This window comes from Sphingomonas oligophenolica (assembly GCF_039522915.1).
Taxonomy (GTDB): Bacteria; Pseudomonadota; Alphaproteobacteria; order Sphingomonadales; family Sphingomonadaceae; genus Sphingomonas; species Sphingomonas oligophenolica.
Genome location: NZ_BAAAEH010000016.1, coordinates 115484 through 131159, shown reverse-complemented (window position 1 = coordinate 131159; position 15676 = coordinate 115484). Strand labels below are relative to the sequence as shown.

Here is a 15676-nt window from a genome sequence, read left to right as displayed (position 1 = left end):
GGCCCATTTCCGCCAGGGCCGTCTCCTCGCAGACTGTCGCCGCGGAATAAATATCGAGTGCCCGCCACACCCCGACGCCCCAAGGGCCTAGCCGCGCAGATCAACGACCTGATCTGGTTGCGGCACGGTGATGGGAGGAAGGGGGGAAGCAACGGGCGGGACGGCGGAATCGGTTCGCTGTCCATCTGGAGCGCGCCTATGTCTCTCCCCGCCACCATCAAGACCGCCGTCGGCCAGTCCCTGGTCCACAAAGTGTCGAGGCTATTCAACGGAAGCCTGTTCGATGTCCTCACCGAGCTGCTGCAGAACGCCCGCCGTGCTGGCGCCAGCCATGTCGACATCGACACCTACGATCTCGCCGGCCATCCAACGCTCATTGTTCGCGACGATGGTTCGGGAATCGATGACCCCGCCAAGCTCGTGACGCTCGGTGACTCCGGTTGGGACGACGCCATCGCTGATCGTGAAGATCCGGCAGGGATGGGCGTGTTCAGCCTTGCCGGTCACCGCGTCGAGGTACGTTCCTTTTCCGCTTCGGCCGGAAAGGGCTGGCGCGTCGTGATCACGCCGGATGCCTGGGAAAGCGGCTCACCGCTGGCCATCGAGCCTTTCGAGATCGACATTGGCACCGAAATCCTGATCGATCTGCCAGAGAGCTGGGAAAGCACGCTTGACGGCGCGGTCGCCCGCTGCTCCCTTCATTATCCGATCCCCGTGTTCCTACGCGGGGACGCGCAGCCGCGCACCGACTTCCTGGCCGGGGCCACTTATCTCGAAAACTGGCATGGATGCCGCATCGGCGTGTTTCGCGGCCTCGGCAATCGGCCGCTGGATTGCCCCCTGATCAATTTTCACGGCCTCACCGTCGGCTGCGACTTTCCGATCGTCTCCGAAATCGATCATCACGAGCCGTGGAGCGTGAAGATCGACATCCTCGATGCGCCGGCGCTCCAGCTCGTTCTCCCGGCGCGCAAGGAGATGGTGCAGAACGAAGCGCTCTCCAAACTCAAAACCGCAGCGGAGCGTACAATCCTCCGCGCCTTCGCCGCCCGCGGCAGTCACAGACTGCCCTATAAAACGTGGTGCCGCGCCGATGCCCTTGGCGTCGAGCTGCCCGAGGCGGAGGCCTGGCTCGAAGCCTGGGAACCGCAGACCGCCGACGGCCACGGGATTCCCTCGGGTGATCGCGTGGCCGGCGAACCCATGGTGCTCTTGGACAGCTACGATCCGGACATCGATCAGAGCGCTGCTCAGGTTCTCGGTAGCGGTACGCCGCTTGGGCGCCGACCGGTTCGGGCCAATGACGCCTTCGCCGGCTATCGCTGGTACGACGCGCTACCGCGCGTCACCGATATCGCTTTCATCATCGACACTGACATTGGGATCGTTCGCTATGCTGACGGAGAGGTATTGCCCACCGATGTCGTGTCCGGCCGCGTCGACGAGATCACTCTGCAAGTCATCATCGAACTGCCCGATGCTCCCGGTAACAGCGAATGGTACAGCCTCCCCCTGGAGGCGCTGGTCTGTCGGAATGACGGCTATGGCAACCTCGACGAAGCGGTGATCCTGGTCAGCCGGAATGCCGCGATCAAACCCGGGACACTCGCCTGGCTGATCGAGGCGTCATGCTTCAGCTATGACGAGGATCATGACAGCGACAGCTGGGGCACACAGCATCGTGCGTTCGAAAAGTCCGCCCGTCAGATCGCCAACGAGATCCTTCTTGGTGAAGAACAGGCACTGCTCGAACGCATCCGCGATGCGATCGCCGACGAGGTCATATGGCTCATCCCCAAGGGCCGATCGATCACTTTGCTTGCTGGAGATGACGCCATGACGCTGTCGTTTCTGCCGCAAGACACGGCCGGCTGACGCGGCGGCCCGGTTCCGCTCCACTGCTGTCTTCCATTGCCTTCGATACCATCACATCTCGCCAGGGAGGAGACCATGCGCCGCATCCACACCTGCATCTGCTCCACCGCCCATCTGCCGACGCACGAACGTGCCGGAATCGACGCGCTGATCGCGAGGTCACCACGCCGCCGGGGACGCTTGATCGTCGACCATCCTGATCTGTCGATCGAGCCACATCAATATGGCTTCTTCATCCATCTCGGCGTGCTTGACGACCATCTCGAGCGCCCCGGCACGCTATCGCCCGAACTGTGGCGATTGATCGCACACGCTCATGAGTCGGGCGCGACGTGGATCTCTTTCGACTGCGACGAGCCGCCCTACAGCGAATTTCCGATCTTCGAAGATGATGCCCACTGAGCATCTGACGACGCCTTCGATCGGCTTCTCCGCAAGACAGGACCCAATCATGCCTGAACGATCAACGGACCGTCATGCTTCGCATGACGATGACGCCGTCCTGCGTCTGCTGGCGACACTCGAAATCGCGCTGAGCGACGAAGAGCTGTCGATGGCCACCATCCTCCAATTCGATCCGGACGCCGATCCGAGTCCGGCGTCCCAAAACCTTCAAACCGACCGGCCGCCGATGCGCGCCATTTCGGGCGCTGCTTTCTCCCAGGGTACTTGGGAAAAGCTCGCGCGCCGCTATTTTACGCCTTCTGCGAGCTTGGACGCATCACAGGCACTCCAGCGCTTCCTCACATGGCGCGCCCGCTACCCGGACGCCTGACCGTTTCCCGCTACTCGCCACAGGAGCTCACCATGTCCGCTGGGCTGTCCCCCTTGCGCCGCCGACTGACCACATTCGAGCGGTGCTATGCCGTCGCGACGCAGTTGCGGCGCGAGACCCATGTCGACCAGTTCGTCATCCGCACTGGCATACCGCTGCAGCCCTTCCGCGTGACCGCCCGGCGCCCCGCCGACGACGACGTGATTTTGGCTTGGGTGGCGTGATGGATGCCGCGCGCCGCTTCACGCCAAATAAGCCCGTCGTCGCGGCCTGGGGAATGGGCGTCGATTCCACCGCGCTCATTATCGAATGGGTTGCCCAGGGCCTCCCACTGTCCGTCGTCTTGACCGCGGACACCGGCGTGGAGCGCGAGGAAACCTACGCCTATCTACCGATCTTCCAGAAGTGGATGGATGATCATGGTATCGAGCATCACCTCGTCTGCTACGTCCCCAAGCGCTTCAAACATTGGCCGCCCTACTTCACGTTGCTCGAAAACTGCCTGACCAACGCGACCTTGCCGTCGATCAGTTTCGGGCGGCACTCGTGCAGCTCCAAATGGAAGATTCAGCCTCAGGATCAATGGGTGGCGCGGTGGCAGCCAGCGCAGCGAGCATGGGCTCACGGCCAGCGTGTGGTGAAGCTTATAGGTTATGACAGCTCACCCGCCGACACCCGGCGATACGCGCATCGCGAAGGTCATGTCTCACCCCTTTATGACTATCGCTATCCCCTTCGCGAGTGGGGCTGGGACCGCCAGCGTTGTGCCGCCCGGATCCGCGCCGAGGGCCTCCCCATCCCAATCAAATCGGCTTGCTGGGTCTGTGCGGCGCAGAAAACGAACGAACTGATGACGCTGCCGCGCTGGTGCCTGCGACTGATCGTGCTCTTGGAGGCGCGTGCCGCCCCGCGGCTGCGCAATGTCGAGGGGTTGTGGCGCACCTCCACCAAGTCTCGACCCGGCTCCATGACCCTGTTCATTCGTGCGAACGCTCTGCTCGATCCTGCCGAGATCGACGCTATTATCGCCGGGGCTCCCGTCGACCTTGTCGACTTCCAGCGTGTTGCCGCGGATATCCCGATCGAGCGTCGCCCGCAGATGCGTGAGTGGATCGCCCGGTTCAATGAGGGTGTCGATCGACTCGCGGCATGATTGCCGCTTTCTCGCCCCGCCTCGGCCGTACGGCTTCACCTTGACCGGTGTGTAGCCACACCGTCAATGTACCGTGACGATGCGCCTGATCCACGACCTCGCCGTTCGCCGCACGCTTTATCGTCGACCGATACCGACCATGCCGGATATCCTGGTGATAGATATACCACCGCGGCACGCGGCCTCCAGCCTGCCGCTTGGCCGCTACTATCCCATTATCATCGAAACCCGCCTCGAACTCGACGAGATCGAGACCTTTCTCGCCGCCGAGCGCGACTTCCCCGTCGTCCCCGACTTATTCGACCGCCGGCCTTCGGCCATCAATGCTGCTGACATTATCTTCTGTCGCTATGCGCCGCCGGCTCCAAACTGGCCGCTCCTACTTCTCTGCCTTTGGCCCGCCAACTTCACGGCGATGGTGCCACCGACGAGCGATTCCTTTGCCCGCGGTTGCTACACTACCGAGATGTTCGAGAGCATCGACGCCCTCGATCAGGCCGAAGACCGGCTTCTCGCTACGCTCGGCCGCCACCACCCAGTGATCGTCAAACCGATCGGCACCGCGCATCCCGCAGGTCACGCCTAGCAAGCGCCCTTTCTACCCCTGTAAGCCCCAGATGCCGGAACCGCGCCGCGTCGGATACAGCGTCTGACGCCGATCACCCTACACTTACACCGAACCCCGCCACCCCCGCGGTGCCCCAATGGCGTTTCTCGTTCGCGCTCGCTAACTCGCACGGCCAATTAGCCCGGAAACCCTGCTTCGTCTCGTCGGGGCGCGGGCGGATGAGCGTGCGTCGGCGGTTCGGCGAGCGGGGAGGGGCGGCGCTGGTGGCGGCGTGGCGCTCTTCTCGGTCAGCAACGCGCGCGGTGAGCCCGGGGATCAGAGGAAAGGGGGATCTGGAGGAGTGTCGCCGAGATGGTCTCGAGAGCGACATTCGAAGGAGTTGAGACGATGAACATTGGTGAATTCAAGAAGGAGAACGGCCGTCTGATGGGTTCGGTCTTCACGCGCACCATCGACCTGCCGCGGATCGGGCTGCGCCCGGTGCAGAGCCAGAGCGAGAAGGCGCCGATCTATGAGATCGTGGCGCTGAACATCGCGCGGCGCTGGGTGCAGATCGGGGCGCTCTGGGAAGCTGTTTCGAAGAAGACCGGCGAGGTCTTCCTCGCGGGCCAGATCGACGATCCGAGCCTGCCCGAGCCGCTTCCGGTCGCCCTGTTCCCGAACGAGGCGGGTGGCTTCACCGTCGCCTGGCGTCGCGAGAATCTCGGCGGCGGGTTCGGTGGCGGCTTCGGCAGCGGCGGGTTCGGCACCAGCCAGCGCGACTATGCGCCCCGAACGCAGGACGGCTTCGGTGACAGCACGGCCGGCGCCGACGGCAGCCTGACCGGCGGCCAGACGTACGAGGACATGGACGAGAAAATCCCGTTCTAACCGCCGCGTGAACGAGGGCCGGGGGTGCGTCGAGCGCCTCCGGCCCTTTTTTGTTTCCCTTTTCGACAAGGAGTTCGCCATCATGGCTCGAACCACATCCTCGAACAGCGTCAGCCGCCTGGCCGACCTTCCCACCCTCTATGCAGAGATGATCGCCACCCCGGAATTTCAGGCGGCCTTCGGCGATCCCATGCCGCTCAGTATCGTCGAGCCCGGCGAGCAACCCGGCGAGCACGACATGCCCGAACCCTTCGCGGTGCAGGCCGAATGCGGGGCGATCATCGCCACCATCTTCGATCTCTTCGCGGGTACGCGACTGGAGCCATTATCGGCCGAGATCGCGTGGGGCTTCGTTAACAGCTTCCATTTCGTCGCCGGAAAACTGGAACGTCGCGAAGACAGCCTTGCCGCTGAAATCGGTGATCTCGTTCGCCATCCCGACACGAGCGAGGTCTATAATAACGAGCTGGAAGAGAAGCAGCTCCTCTGCCAGTCGACCGCCGAGCATCGTGAAGCGATCGAGTGCATGCGCGACTATGCGGCCGAGATGTATCGCGCACAGTCGGGCTGGCCGTGGTCGCCGGCGCGGGGAAGCCGGGCATCCTCCGCATCGACCGCGAGCCAGATCGCGGCGCAGGATTTCCTGCGTGCCCGCGAACTTGCCGCCCGCGAGAAGCACAGCCCGAAGGGACCGATCGTCGTCTTTTCCGGACCCGCCCAATGGCATGATTGGGAAACCCTGTGGGCGCGACTCGACGAGGTCCATAAGCGCGTGCCGCACATGTCCCTCGTCACTACCGGTCAGCGCAAAGGGGCCGATGCGATCGCGGCGGCTTGGGCGGCGCGCAACAGCGTGCCGCTGGTGGCGTTCGGACTCTACGGTTCGGGGCGAAAAACCGCTTTCACGCGCAACCGCAAGCTCGCCGAGCTGAAACCCGTCGAGGCGGTGCTGTGCGAAGGCTCGGGCTTGCAGGCGAACCTCTATCAGACCCTGAAAGAGGCAGGCATCCCCATCCATGCCTTCCGCAAAGCCGATCAGGTCGCCGATACCGCGGTGCGCCGGATGCGGGCCTGAACATCGGGGCGGGGGCCTCGCTCCCGCCTCCTTTCTCACCGTTTCACAGGAGGCCGACATGGCCATACCAGATGTGTATCGGCGCAATTTCGCAACCCTGCGCCGCGCGGCCGAAGACGGTAATCTCGCCCTGATGGCGTGCACCGACGCGGTCACTGGCGTCCCGCGCTACGTGATCTGCGCCGTGGGACGGGACGACGGCGCGTATGTGATGACGCCGTTCGGGCATCTTCACGATGGAGATCCCTATGAGGCCTATCTGCCTCCCGTCACCGACAGATCGGACCAGCCATGATCGCCTATGGCGGCTGCATCGAATCCGGCGGCATGGAGCTTGCCGACGAGCGATGGGAAGCGCCCTGTCCGCGTTGTGGCGAACCGGCCGAGCATGGCCATGTCGAGGGCGCGGAAGGCTCGCTCAATATTTACCGCACAATCGCCTGTGACAATTGCGGGCATCATGAAGGGTTCGACTGGATGAACCCGTGACGATCTCCCGATCGCAATCTGGGCCGGACGCATCCCCGCGTACCGGCCCATTTTTTTGCAAGCAGACGTCCTGAACGTCCCGCGGGGCACAAGGAGTACGTGGTAGGTAGAGTGACACTGTGCGGCCAGCGCCTCAACACCCCTCGACGTGTGGGACGGCCAGTGCGGACAAAAGGTCCGCACCGGCCGATGTGATTCGGGGGGCATCGAGCCCCCCGAATCACAGCCTCTCTCTATCTATCAAGAAGTCCAAGGGTGGCACGGGGACAGCGCCGGCCTCAAGGACGACGGGGCCCCACCATTTTCTTTGGCGGATCGACGGCAGCGCTCCCCCCTCGACGTTGGTGGCCGCCAAAGAAAATCGTGACCCCCATCGCCGCTTCGCGGCCGCTTCGCGATCCTTGACCCCGTCGCTCAGAGCCCGTGCCGAAAAATATGCCTCTTTAAATTCAGGAGGCTATCATGACGCATTCACACCGTTCCATTTCGCGCTTCATCGACATCGCCGCGCTCTATGCCGAGGAAGCGGCTGAGCCTACGGACCGCTTCGCCGCCGCTTTCACCGAGACCGTAGGTGAGTTCCGGATCGACCGCGCCGAGGACGGCACCGATGCCGGGATGCCCGACCCGCTGGAAGCCGAGCGCGCGACCGAATTGCTGGTCACCACGCTGTTCGACGTCCTGCGCGACACCAGACTGGAGAGCATCGCCGACCGCCTCGCCTGGGGCATCGTTCACAGCTTCCACAAAGTCGCCGACCAGCTCGACGGGGAAGCCGATCGTGCGGCGCAGCAGGTCAACGGGCTGATCCGCTCCGCCGATGGGAGCGAGGTCGCGACGACCGAACTGGAGGAGGCGCAGACGCTCTGCCAATCGCTGGACGAAGCCCGGGACGCGGTCGCCTGCATGCGCGATCACGCGGCGCAGATGTACCACGCCGAGACCGGGCGGCCGTGGTCTGCACCGCGCGCGACGCTGGTTTCGGGCAAGCGCACCGCATCGGTCATTGCCGCCACCGACTTCCTCGCCGCACGCCGCCAGCGCCGCATCGAGGAGCACGCGCCGCAGGGGCCGGTGGTCATCTTCTCGGGCGGCCAGCAGTGGGAGGACCATCAGCTCCTGTGGGATCGGCTCGACACGATTCACGCCCGGATCCCGGCGATGGTGCTGGCGACGACCGCTCAGAACAAGGGGTGCGACGCGATCGCGGCGGCATGGGCAGCCCGGTCGGGCGTGAAGCTGGTGGCCTTCACGCTCGACGCACGATTGGGCAAGCGGGCCGGGTTCGCACGGAACGAGCGGTTGCTGGCGCTGCGACCGGTCGAAGCGCTGGTCTGCGAGGGGTCGGGACTTCAGTCGCACCTCGCCCGGATGGTTCGCGAGCAGCGGGTGCCGGCGCACTTCTTCCGGCTCTCGGATCAGCGCACAGCCAGCGCTGTCGCCTGAGATTGTGACGGGGATCGGTTGGGCATGATGCCCAGCCGGTCCTTTTTTTGTTGGCGTTGAGAACCGCCCCGCTCGGGGGCCCGATCGAAGATCGGGTCCGTCGCGGGGCGGTGCGACAGCGACGCTGTCGGCCTCCTGCGCGTGGCTACGCCATGCTCGTCGCTGGGCCGCCCTTTGGGCGACTTTTGGGTTCAGGCACTGCCGCGGGCAGCGCCTTCAGGGCGGACAGGGCCTGGCTCCCGCCGACCCGAATCGCATGGGTGAGCAGATCCTTGAAATCCCGCTCACTCAGCGCTTCGATCGGGAGATCCGTCACCATCCCGGCATATCGGTCGCGCAGGGCGCGGCGGGCACTTTCCACTTCTTCAGCGACCTTGCGCTGACGTGCTTCGAGGTCGGCCAACCGCTCACGTTCCGTCATCTTGGGCATGTCCATCGTCCTTGTGATGGGTCTGCCCGCCATCCCGGATTGTAAGCCGGGTTCGCTCGCATTCAATCCCGAACTTGGGTATCGATATCATGCAAATTCACGGTATCGCGATCGAGACGAGCTTGCCGGCGTGCCGCCGGCGAGAAGAAGAAATCCCCTGCCGGGGATTGTCCGCCCGTGCCCGGTCGAGACAACGCAGCGCGCAGAGCGCTGCGAAGGGGAGCACTCACGGCCTTGGCCGTTTGTAATGCACCGTACGCACGATTGCTGCTCAAAAATGGCGTAATATCAATGATTTGCAAGGGTTTCTTAAAAGCCCTCAGGGCACATTTTGAATCGTTTTGGCTCGTAGCTCAACCCCTAAGTTCGTGATCGGGCTCAATAATCCGTACCTATCATCGGACGGCGAAAACATAAATCCCAGCGGGCAAGTTTGAGAGATTCTCTCCGGTGCCGACTATCGTATGTGACGTCGCTGGCCGGCGATCTCGTCGCACGACGACTCCCGTCTAGCGGTATCCGGTGAGCACCTCGGATCACCCACTGGTCGATCGTGAGCGGAGAAAACCGCCGAGCAGACACGCCCGCTCTTTGCTGTAGAATGCGTCACCGTCTCTCCCGAATGCCGAAGAGAATCTCACAACTGCCGCCGACGGCGGAATGGCGACATCTGGGACAGAGCCGCCATTCCCAGTGATCTATGGCGACGGCGGCTTTTGCCGGAAGCGGTCGTTGCCACCTAAATGAATCATCGCTGCGGAACGCCTAACTGTGGTGGAGAACGGCCAGGCGGGTTTCGGCGAGCGGATTAGAGATAGCTGCCGTCCCGAAGAGGATGGTGAAGCGGGAAAACTTCCACAGGCCCATTAATTAACGGGCTGGCGGCTGCATAAGCTCTATCGTGATATGATCGGGGCCGGAAACGTAGGCCACCAACGTTCCCTTCCGTGGACCACCCGGGATTGGCAACGGACTACCCTTCGCCTTCCATCCTGCCGCCTCGACGCGGGCAATGGCGGCATGAATATCCTTCACGGTCAGAGCCAGGTGGGCCGCTCCGATCGATCCCGCGCTGGAAGGCACGGCCCCGTTCTGGCGACCATTTGAATATTGCAGCAGTTCCACCACGTAGCCGTCTGGTGCCTTGACGATCGCCGTTTTCACATTTGGATCATCCACACCAGTCACCTGATGCAGGAAGTCACCGCCCATCTCCGACTGGCGCTCAAGCTTAAAGCCGAGCGCTCCTGTCCAGAATCGAACGGCTTCATCCAATGACGATACAGCGAAGCCGGTGTGGTCCACGGCAATCACGTTTGCGGCATCTGTCATCACTGCACTCTCATTGGGCCGTGCTTGCGGTGTTAGGGCCTGCGCCCCGGCTACAACCGACACCAACAGCATGGCGAACCCGATCTTCATGGTGACGCTTTAATGCTTGGCCATCTTCCCGAAAAGGAATTCTCGGTGGGACAGCGGGGCAAGACCGGCCTCGAGGCACATATGGCCATGGGGCTTTCCCATAACCTGTTCCCGAATGTGTTTTCCCGAAATTGCTGGTTGGGGACGGAGAAACGGGACTGCTGCGCCATATGGAATGGTCAGTTTTGCGAATGTGTCACCATCCCCGGTTTGGCCTGACTTGGTCGACTCGTGTCGGGCGGGAGTATGAAATTTGAACGGCGGCTCGTGTCGGCACCGGCCGTTCGGCCGGCCTAGGCCGAACGTCTTGGTCTGGTCGCAAGCCGTCAACCACCGGCCGGGCGATTTGCGACCGATGCAAACAGGTTAAGCGATCAACGCATGGCCCTTATCACCGATCAATCATAGGCGGGGAAATCACTATAGTGACGCTCGTCACCGCCCCAGAATGCCTCGCGCACATAGGGTGTGAGCGGAAGGTCGCGACGCAATCGCTCCGGCAGGTCCGGGTTCGACGTGAAGTAGCGCCCGAACGCAACCAGATCCGCGTCACCGCGCTCGAGGATCGCTTCGGCCCCGGGACCATCGAAACCTCCGGCCGCGATCAGTGTGCCCCGGTAGATTTTGCGCAGAGTCGCTGAGGCGACCGGCGCCTGATGCTCGTCGAGTGTCTCGACCCCCATCACCCGTGGCTCGATGATATGCAGATAGGCAAGCGGGTACCGATTCAGTGCCTTCGCGAAATAGCCGAATGTCGCCTCGGGGTCGCTGTCCGAGATTGCCCCCCATTGGCCGCTCGGCGAAATCCTGACACCGACCCGACCAGGACCCCAGACCGAGATCAGCGCCTCGACCAGTTCAAGCGAGAACCGAGCCCGATTCTCGATGCTGCCGCCATAGCGGTCGGTGCGCTTGTTGGTGCCGTCCTGCAGGAAGGTATCGGCGAGATACCCATTGGCGTTGTGCATCTCGATGCCGTCGAAGCCGGCCGCTTTCGCCCGCTCGGCCGCTTTGCGGAAGGACTCGACCAGAACCGGGATCTCGTCAATCTCGAGCGCCCGGTGCGGCGACACCGGCACCCAGCCATCCCCGGTCAGCGCCTGGCCTTCGAACGGCACGACCGACGGCGCGACCGGCGCTGCGCCATTGCTCAGATCAACATGAGACTGGCGCCCGTCATGGGCGATCTGCATGAAAATGACGCCGCCTTTTGCGTGCACCGCACCGATCAGCTTCTTCCAGGCCTCGACATGAGCGTCGGTGTAGATCCCCGGCGCACCTTCGTATCCGCGGCTGTCATAGGATGGGTGCACGCTCTCAGTGATGATCAAACCACCGTTCGAGGCGCGTTGCCGATAATAGTCGAGCATCATCGCGCTCGGACTATGGTCCGGGTCGGCGCGCAACCGGGTCGTCGGGGCATGGACCACACGGTGGCGCAGCGTGAAGGGGCCAAGGGCGACAGGCGAGAAAAGCATGACGGCTTCCTTTTCCGAACGATCAGGGACGGGAAATGGAGTTGATGACAGCGGCTGGCGTCGATGACGCTCTGGTCCATGCGAACCGCGACATTGCCATCGCCGCGAGCAGCGAGAGCGCGCCGGCAACGCCGATCCACGCAACGCCGGCCATGCTGATGACGAGCGAGCCCAGCACCGCCCCTGCGGCGAAGCCGAGATACATGAAGGAGGCATTGAGGGAGAGGATGACAGGTGTATTGGCCAGGCCGGCCACGCCGATCAGGCGGTTCTGCTGGGCCGGAAAAAAGCCCCAGGCGCTCACACCCCAGAGGATGATCAGCGCGATAATCGCGACGATGGCCATCGGGCCCGGTAACAGGCCGATGACGGTGAGGCCGGTGAACGCAGCTGCCATGACCGGCAGTGCGATTACCTGGACCTTGCGGGAACCGATCCGGTCGACACCAGCTCCGCCGATGGTGACGCCGATCAGCGCCGCAACGCCGTAGACCATCAGGACGAGCCCGATCATGCCAGGCGTCAGATGCGCCGCGGCGGTCAGATAGGGCGAGATGTAGGTGTACACGGTGTAAGCGGCGACCGCCCACAGCGTCGTGGTGAGCAGTGTCGGGAGTGCGCCCGGGGCGGCAATCACGGCGAGTCTGTCGCGAAGTGCGGCGGGCGCGGCTGCGCCGATGTCGCGTGGCAGCAGGATGGCGAGAACAACCAGCGCCATCGCCGACAGCAGCGCAACCCCGGCAAAGGTTGCGCGCCAGCCGAGATGCGCTCCGATAAACGCGCCGAGGGGTACGCCGATCGCGATGGCAACCGTAATACCGCCATTGACGATCGCGAGCGCGCGGCCGCGGTGGTGCGGCGCTGCGAGCGCGCCGGCGAGCGCGTTGGCGTTGGGGACATAGAGACCGGCGGCGAGCGCGAGCAGGACCCGAGCCGCGGCCAGTGACCAATATCCCGGGGCGACTGCAGCGACGAGATTGGCCGCCACGAACGCCGCCAGCGACAGCATCAGCAATCGCCGGCGCGGGAGTGCAGCGGTCAGCGCGGTCAGGATAGGAGAACTCACGGCGTAGACGATCGCGAACACCGTCACGAGTTGGCCAGCGGCCTGGATGCTGACCGACACCGAATGGGCGATCGTCGGCAAAAGTGCAGCGATCATGAACCCTTCAGTACCGACCGCAAACGTGCCGAGCGCAAGCGCGTAGAGTGCGCCGTGGTGGAGCGACGGCGCGGCGGGCGGGGCCTTCTCGACGGGCGCGCCGGACAGGAGGGCCGGATCGAGCGGTGGAGTCATGATTCAATTCCCGTGAGGAGTGAACGGCATTGGTACCGATGCGCTGAGGTGGGGCCGGGCCGAGATGGGCGGTAGCCGCGCATTTGGGCTAACTTCCATGCGTACCGCACATCAATCGTGATCCCGGCAACGCGCTGGCGCGCCGGGCCCCGCCGCGATATGCCCGGCCCATGAAGGACATCTTCGCGCTCAGGCTCTTTACCCGGGTCGCCCGGCTCGGGAGCTTCTCGGCGGCAGCGCGCGAGTGTGGCATGTCCCAATCCCAGGCGTCGCGGACGATTGCCGATCTCGAGGCATCGCTTGGCGCGCGCCTCTTGTCTCGTACCACAAGGGCGGTGGTACCAACCGAGGCCGGCGCCGAGTTCCTGCACCGCATGGAGCCAATCCTCGACGCGCTCGAAGAAGCAGAGCAGTCGGTTCGCGAAGGCGGGGAGCTGCGCGGCATTTTGCGCGTGGCCATGCCGACCAGCGTCGCCGTGCGCGAAGTGATACCGCGCCTGCCGGCCTTCGCCGAGCGGCATCCCGCGCTTCACATCCAGATCATGCTCGACGACCGGCGCCAGGACCTCGTCCGTGACGCAGCCGATGTCGCGATTCGGGTGGGGCGCTTGCCGGACTCGAGCGCAACCGCCAAATCGATCGCGACGATCTCCCGAGTGATCGTGGCGGCGCCATCCTATCTCGCACGCGCCGGGACGCCTGGCAGCCCGGCTGACCTTGTCGACCATCGCATCGTCGGCGGACCCGCCAGCTTTGTGCCGACTGCCTGGACGTTCGAGCGGGAGGGTGACACGCTGAAGATCGACCCGGCAGCTCATATGTCCGCCGACGATAATGAAGGCGCCGTGGCCGCAGCGGTGGCCGGCCTCGGCATCACCTCGACCACGAGTTGGGGGTGCGGCCGCGAGCTTGCCGATGGCAGTCTTGTGCGTCTCTTTCCCGGCTGGAAGACAGTCGATATCCCGGTACAGGCCTTTTTCCCGCTGGGTCGCGCCACGCGCGTCGCGGCACGCCAGTTCATCGACTTTCTGACAAACGCCTTGCGTGAGGAGATCAGGCGCTGACCCGGCCGAAGCAGGGCCGCGGCGCGATCGCCGCGATCTTCGCGCAGCGCTAGGGCGCGAGCCGATATCGGACCGATGCACGTCACCGGCCGGCGCTGCACATCGGACATGACCCAACTGTGGCGGTGGCTCCCGGTCCGACGGCCGGCACAGTAACCGCAACCTCATAGCCATTCAGCGATGTCACCTGCAGCGTGCCACCGAGCGCTTCAGTGATCCTTGCCGCGATGCGCGGACGGCAGAAATCCTGGACATTGCGGGTAACGGCGCTGTTGGCGACGATCATCCGGTAGCCTGTCGCGTCTCGCTCGACCGCAACACTTATCCAGGGCGACCCCGGGCCGCTGGCGTGCTTCAGCGCATTGGTCACCAGTTCGACGACGATCAGCGTCAGGCCGCGCGCGACGATCGGGTCGCTGGGCAGCGTGGCTCTCCCTATCCGCAACTCGACATCGGCCCGCCCGAACCCCTTGATAAGGCCGCTGCAAAGATCATGCAGCAAGGCCGGCATGTCGGTATCGGAGGTGAAGGGCTGTGACAGCGATCGGTGCAGAGAGCCGAGCAGGCTGATGCGATCCTGCAGCAAGAAAATGTCGGCTGCGCTGTCGTGGCCGCGTCCCAGCCTGCCGGTCATACTCGAGAGCAGTTGCAGGCTGTTGTAGAAGCGGTGATGCAGCTCGTGGAACAGGATTTCCTGCAGCCGGGAACCGGGGTCGGGCATGCTCGGCACTGAGACGCTCCTTCTGGTTTGCGATGGTGCCGTGCCGACCCCGGTGTTGCCGGCGTCGTGATACGCTAGGCAGCGATACGCTGGGGCGCGCGGGCGTGGGTCGGTGCGAACCGTTCGAGGATCTCCGGCGCGAGCTGGTTGGCGGCACCCACGATATCGATGAGCTCAGCCGGCCGGCTGCCGCGCAATCCGGCCGCTGTCGGCACACCATCGCGCACGAAGGTGTAGATGCCGGTCACGAGATAGGCGCCGAGCGCGTCTATGTGCTTCGCCTGACCGTGCAGCATCTTCTGGAAGTCACCGCCATCGAAGAACGCGCGTGCGGCGCGGGCATTCTCGAACGCGACCTCGGCGACGGCAAGGTTCAGCCGGTCAGCACCAACGTGATGGTCGACATTGGGTGAGGGAGGTGCCGGATTGGCATTGTCGTAGGGCGACGGGAGATGCAGCTTCCACTTCTGCACCGCGCTTTTGGTCGCCAGGTCGGAACTGATGTCTTCAAGCCATTTCGATGGATCAGGGCCGGCCCGACGGTTCATATAGACATGGACGCGGTGCAGGCGATCGGGGCCGTTGCGGATGCCGTCTTCCTCGCGGTCGACAAAGGTGGTCGAGCCAGTGGGGAGGAAATAGGCGATCGCCTCGCTGAACAGGTTCTGTTCGTCGCTATAAAGGATGGGGCCGGTCTCGCCGAACAGCGCCTGATCCTGGAGATTGGCGAAGCCGAGCTCGGCTGATCCGTCCAATACCGCGGTGATGCGGTTTACGCCGTCGGCTACGGGCCAGAGATTGGCGGTGTGGTTGCGGTCGAAATGCTGCTGCACATAGAAGCCGAGGCCGGGGATGCGCGAGCAGAGGGTGGAATGGACGTCGCGCCAGTAATTGGCGAACAGGTCGTGCGGCAGGCCGTCGCGCTTGCGCACCGAGGCGTAGACATTGTGACGGACATTCCTGTCGCGAGCTGAATAATCGGGCGTGGACATGGGGGATTCCTTTACGAGGGC

At 63.9% G+C, this 15676-nt stretch carries 19 protein-coding genes; 12 read left to right on the top strand and 7 right to left on the bottom strand.

Translation table 11 applies throughout. The features are described 5' to 3' along the window. Nucleotides 1-198 precede the first annotated feature (198 nt). The 11 genes from ABD050_RS09680 to ABD050_RS09630 all read left to right on the top strand — a co-directional run bounded on the left by ABD050_RS09680 (nt 199) and on the right by ABD050_RS09630 (nt 8251). Complete coding sequence (locus ABD050_RS09680) at nt 199-1875, top strand: sensor histidine kinase (protein WP_343889090.1); 1677 nt, start codon at nt 199-201, stop codon at nt 1873-1875. Nucleotides 1876-1950: 75 nt separating this feature from the next. Then, nucleotides 1951-2277, top strand: a complete 327-nt coding sequence (locus ABD050_RS09675; protein WP_343889089.1) for a DUF5983 family protein — start codon at nt 1951-1953, stop codon at nt 2275-2277. Continuing rightward, entirely contained in the window at nt 2264-2650 is a 387-nt protein-coding gene (locus ABD050_RS09670; protein ID WP_343889088.1) for a hypothetical protein, read from the top strand. Before ABD050_RS09675 ends, ABD050_RS09670 begins: the two co-directional genes overlap by 14 nt. 32 nt (nt 2651-2682) lie before the next feature. Beyond that, complete coding sequence (locus tag ABD050_RS09665; RefSeq protein ID WP_343889087.1) at nt 2683-2874, top strand: hypothetical protein; 192 nt, start codon at nt 2683-2685, stop codon at nt 2872-2874. Further along, a complete protein-coding gene (locus ABD050_RS09660; RefSeq protein ID WP_343889086.1) occupies nt 2874-3803 on the top strand; it encodes a hypothetical protein in 930 nt (309 codons plus the stop codon). The genes ABD050_RS09665 and ABD050_RS09660 overlap by 1 nt, the downstream gene beginning before the upstream one ends. 79 nt (nt 3804-3882) lie before the next feature. After that, nucleotides 3883-4389, top strand: coding sequence for a hypothetical protein (locus tag ABD050_RS09655; RefSeq protein WP_343889142.1), 507 nt, complete (start codon nt 3883-3885; stop codon nt 4387-4389). A gap of 369 nt (nt 4390-4758) precedes the next feature. After that, complete coding sequence (locus tag ABD050_RS09650; protein WP_343889085.1) at nt 4759-5241, top strand: DUF736 domain-containing protein; 483 nt, start codon at nt 4759-4761, stop codon at nt 5239-5241. An 82-nt stretch (nt 5242-5323) separates the two neighbouring features. After that, nucleotides 5324-6316 carry a DUF2493 domain-containing protein gene (locus ABD050_RS09645; protein ID WP_343889084.1) on the top strand — a complete coding sequence of 331 codons (993 nt, stop codon included), beginning with the start codon at nt 5324-5326 and terminating at the stop codon, nt 6314-6316. A gap of 58 nt (nt 6317-6374) precedes the next feature. Beyond that, the gene (locus ABD050_RS09640) at nt 6375-6611 is read left to right on the top strand and encodes a DUF6117 family protein (RefSeq protein WP_343889083.1); all 237 of its coding nucleotides are present in this window, start codon (nt 6375-6377) and stop codon (nt 6609-6611) included. Next, a complete protein-coding gene (locus tag ABD050_RS09635) occupies nt 6608-6805 on the top strand; it encodes a hypothetical protein (RefSeq protein WP_343889082.1) in 198 nt (65 codons plus the stop codon). Before ABD050_RS09640 ends, ABD050_RS09635 begins: the two co-directional genes overlap by 4 nt. A 462-nt stretch (nt 6806-7267) precedes the next feature. Next, nucleotides 7268-8251, top strand: coding sequence for a DUF2493 domain-containing protein (locus ABD050_RS09630; protein ID WP_343889081.1), 984 nt, complete (start codon nt 7268-7270; stop codon nt 8249-8251). A gap of 145 nt (nt 8252-8396) precedes the next feature. Here the strand turns inward: ABD050_RS09630 and ABD050_RS09625 are convergent, their stop codons facing one another. The 5 genes from ABD050_RS09625 to ABD050_RS09605 all read right to left on the bottom strand — a co-directional run bounded on the left by ABD050_RS09625 (nt 8397) and on the right by ABD050_RS09605 (nt 12878). Further along, nucleotides 8397-8681 (bottom strand): hypothetical protein, encoded by a 285-nt coding sequence (locus ABD050_RS09625; RefSeq protein WP_343889080.1) that lies wholly within the window; start codon nt 8679-8681, stop codon nt 8397-8399. Between the two features lie 62 nt (nt 8682-8743). Further along, nucleotides 8744-8983, bottom strand: a complete 240-nt coding sequence (locus ABD050_RS09620) for a hypothetical protein (protein WP_343889079.1) — start codon at nt 8981-8983, stop codon at nt 8744-8746. A gap of 568 nt (nt 8984-9551) precedes the next feature. Beyond that, nucleotides 9552-10103: a VOC family protein gene (locus ABD050_RS09615; protein WP_343889078.1), complete on the bottom strand. Its 552-nt coding sequence runs from the start codon at nt 10101-10103 to the stop codon at nt 9552-9554. Nucleotides 10104-10501: 398 nt separating this feature from the next. Beyond that, entirely contained in the window at nt 10502-11581 is a 1080-nt protein-coding gene (locus tag ABD050_RS09610; protein ID WP_343889076.1) for an alkene reductase, read from the bottom strand. A 22-nt stretch (nt 11582-11603) separates the two neighbouring features. Next, on the bottom strand, nt 11604-12878 hold the full coding sequence (locus ABD050_RS09605) for an MFS transporter (protein ID WP_343889075.1): 1275 nt from the start codon (nt 12876-12878) through the stop codon (nt 11604-11606). Between the two features lie 170 nt (nt 12879-13048). Here ABD050_RS09605 and ABD050_RS09600 point away from each other — a divergent pair, with 170 nt between their 5' ends. Beyond that, nucleotides 13049-13942, top strand: coding sequence for a LysR family transcriptional regulator (locus ABD050_RS09600; RefSeq protein WP_343889074.1), 894 nt, complete (start codon nt 13049-13051; stop codon nt 13940-13942). A gap of 82 nt (nt 13943-14024) precedes the next feature. On the opposite strand, the gene ABD050_RS09595 is transcribed toward ABD050_RS09600, so the two are convergent. After that, nucleotides 14025-14672, bottom strand: coding sequence for a sensor histidine kinase (locus ABD050_RS09595; protein WP_343889073.1), 648 nt, complete (start codon nt 14670-14672; stop codon nt 14025-14027). A 65-nt stretch (nt 14673-14737) separates the two neighbouring features. Continuing rightward, on the bottom strand, nt 14738-15655 hold the full coding sequence (locus tag ABD050_RS09590; RefSeq protein ID WP_343889071.1) for a hypothetical protein: 918 nt from the start codon (nt 15653-15655) through the stop codon (nt 14738-14740). Nucleotides 15656-15676: the final 21 nt, after the last annotated feature.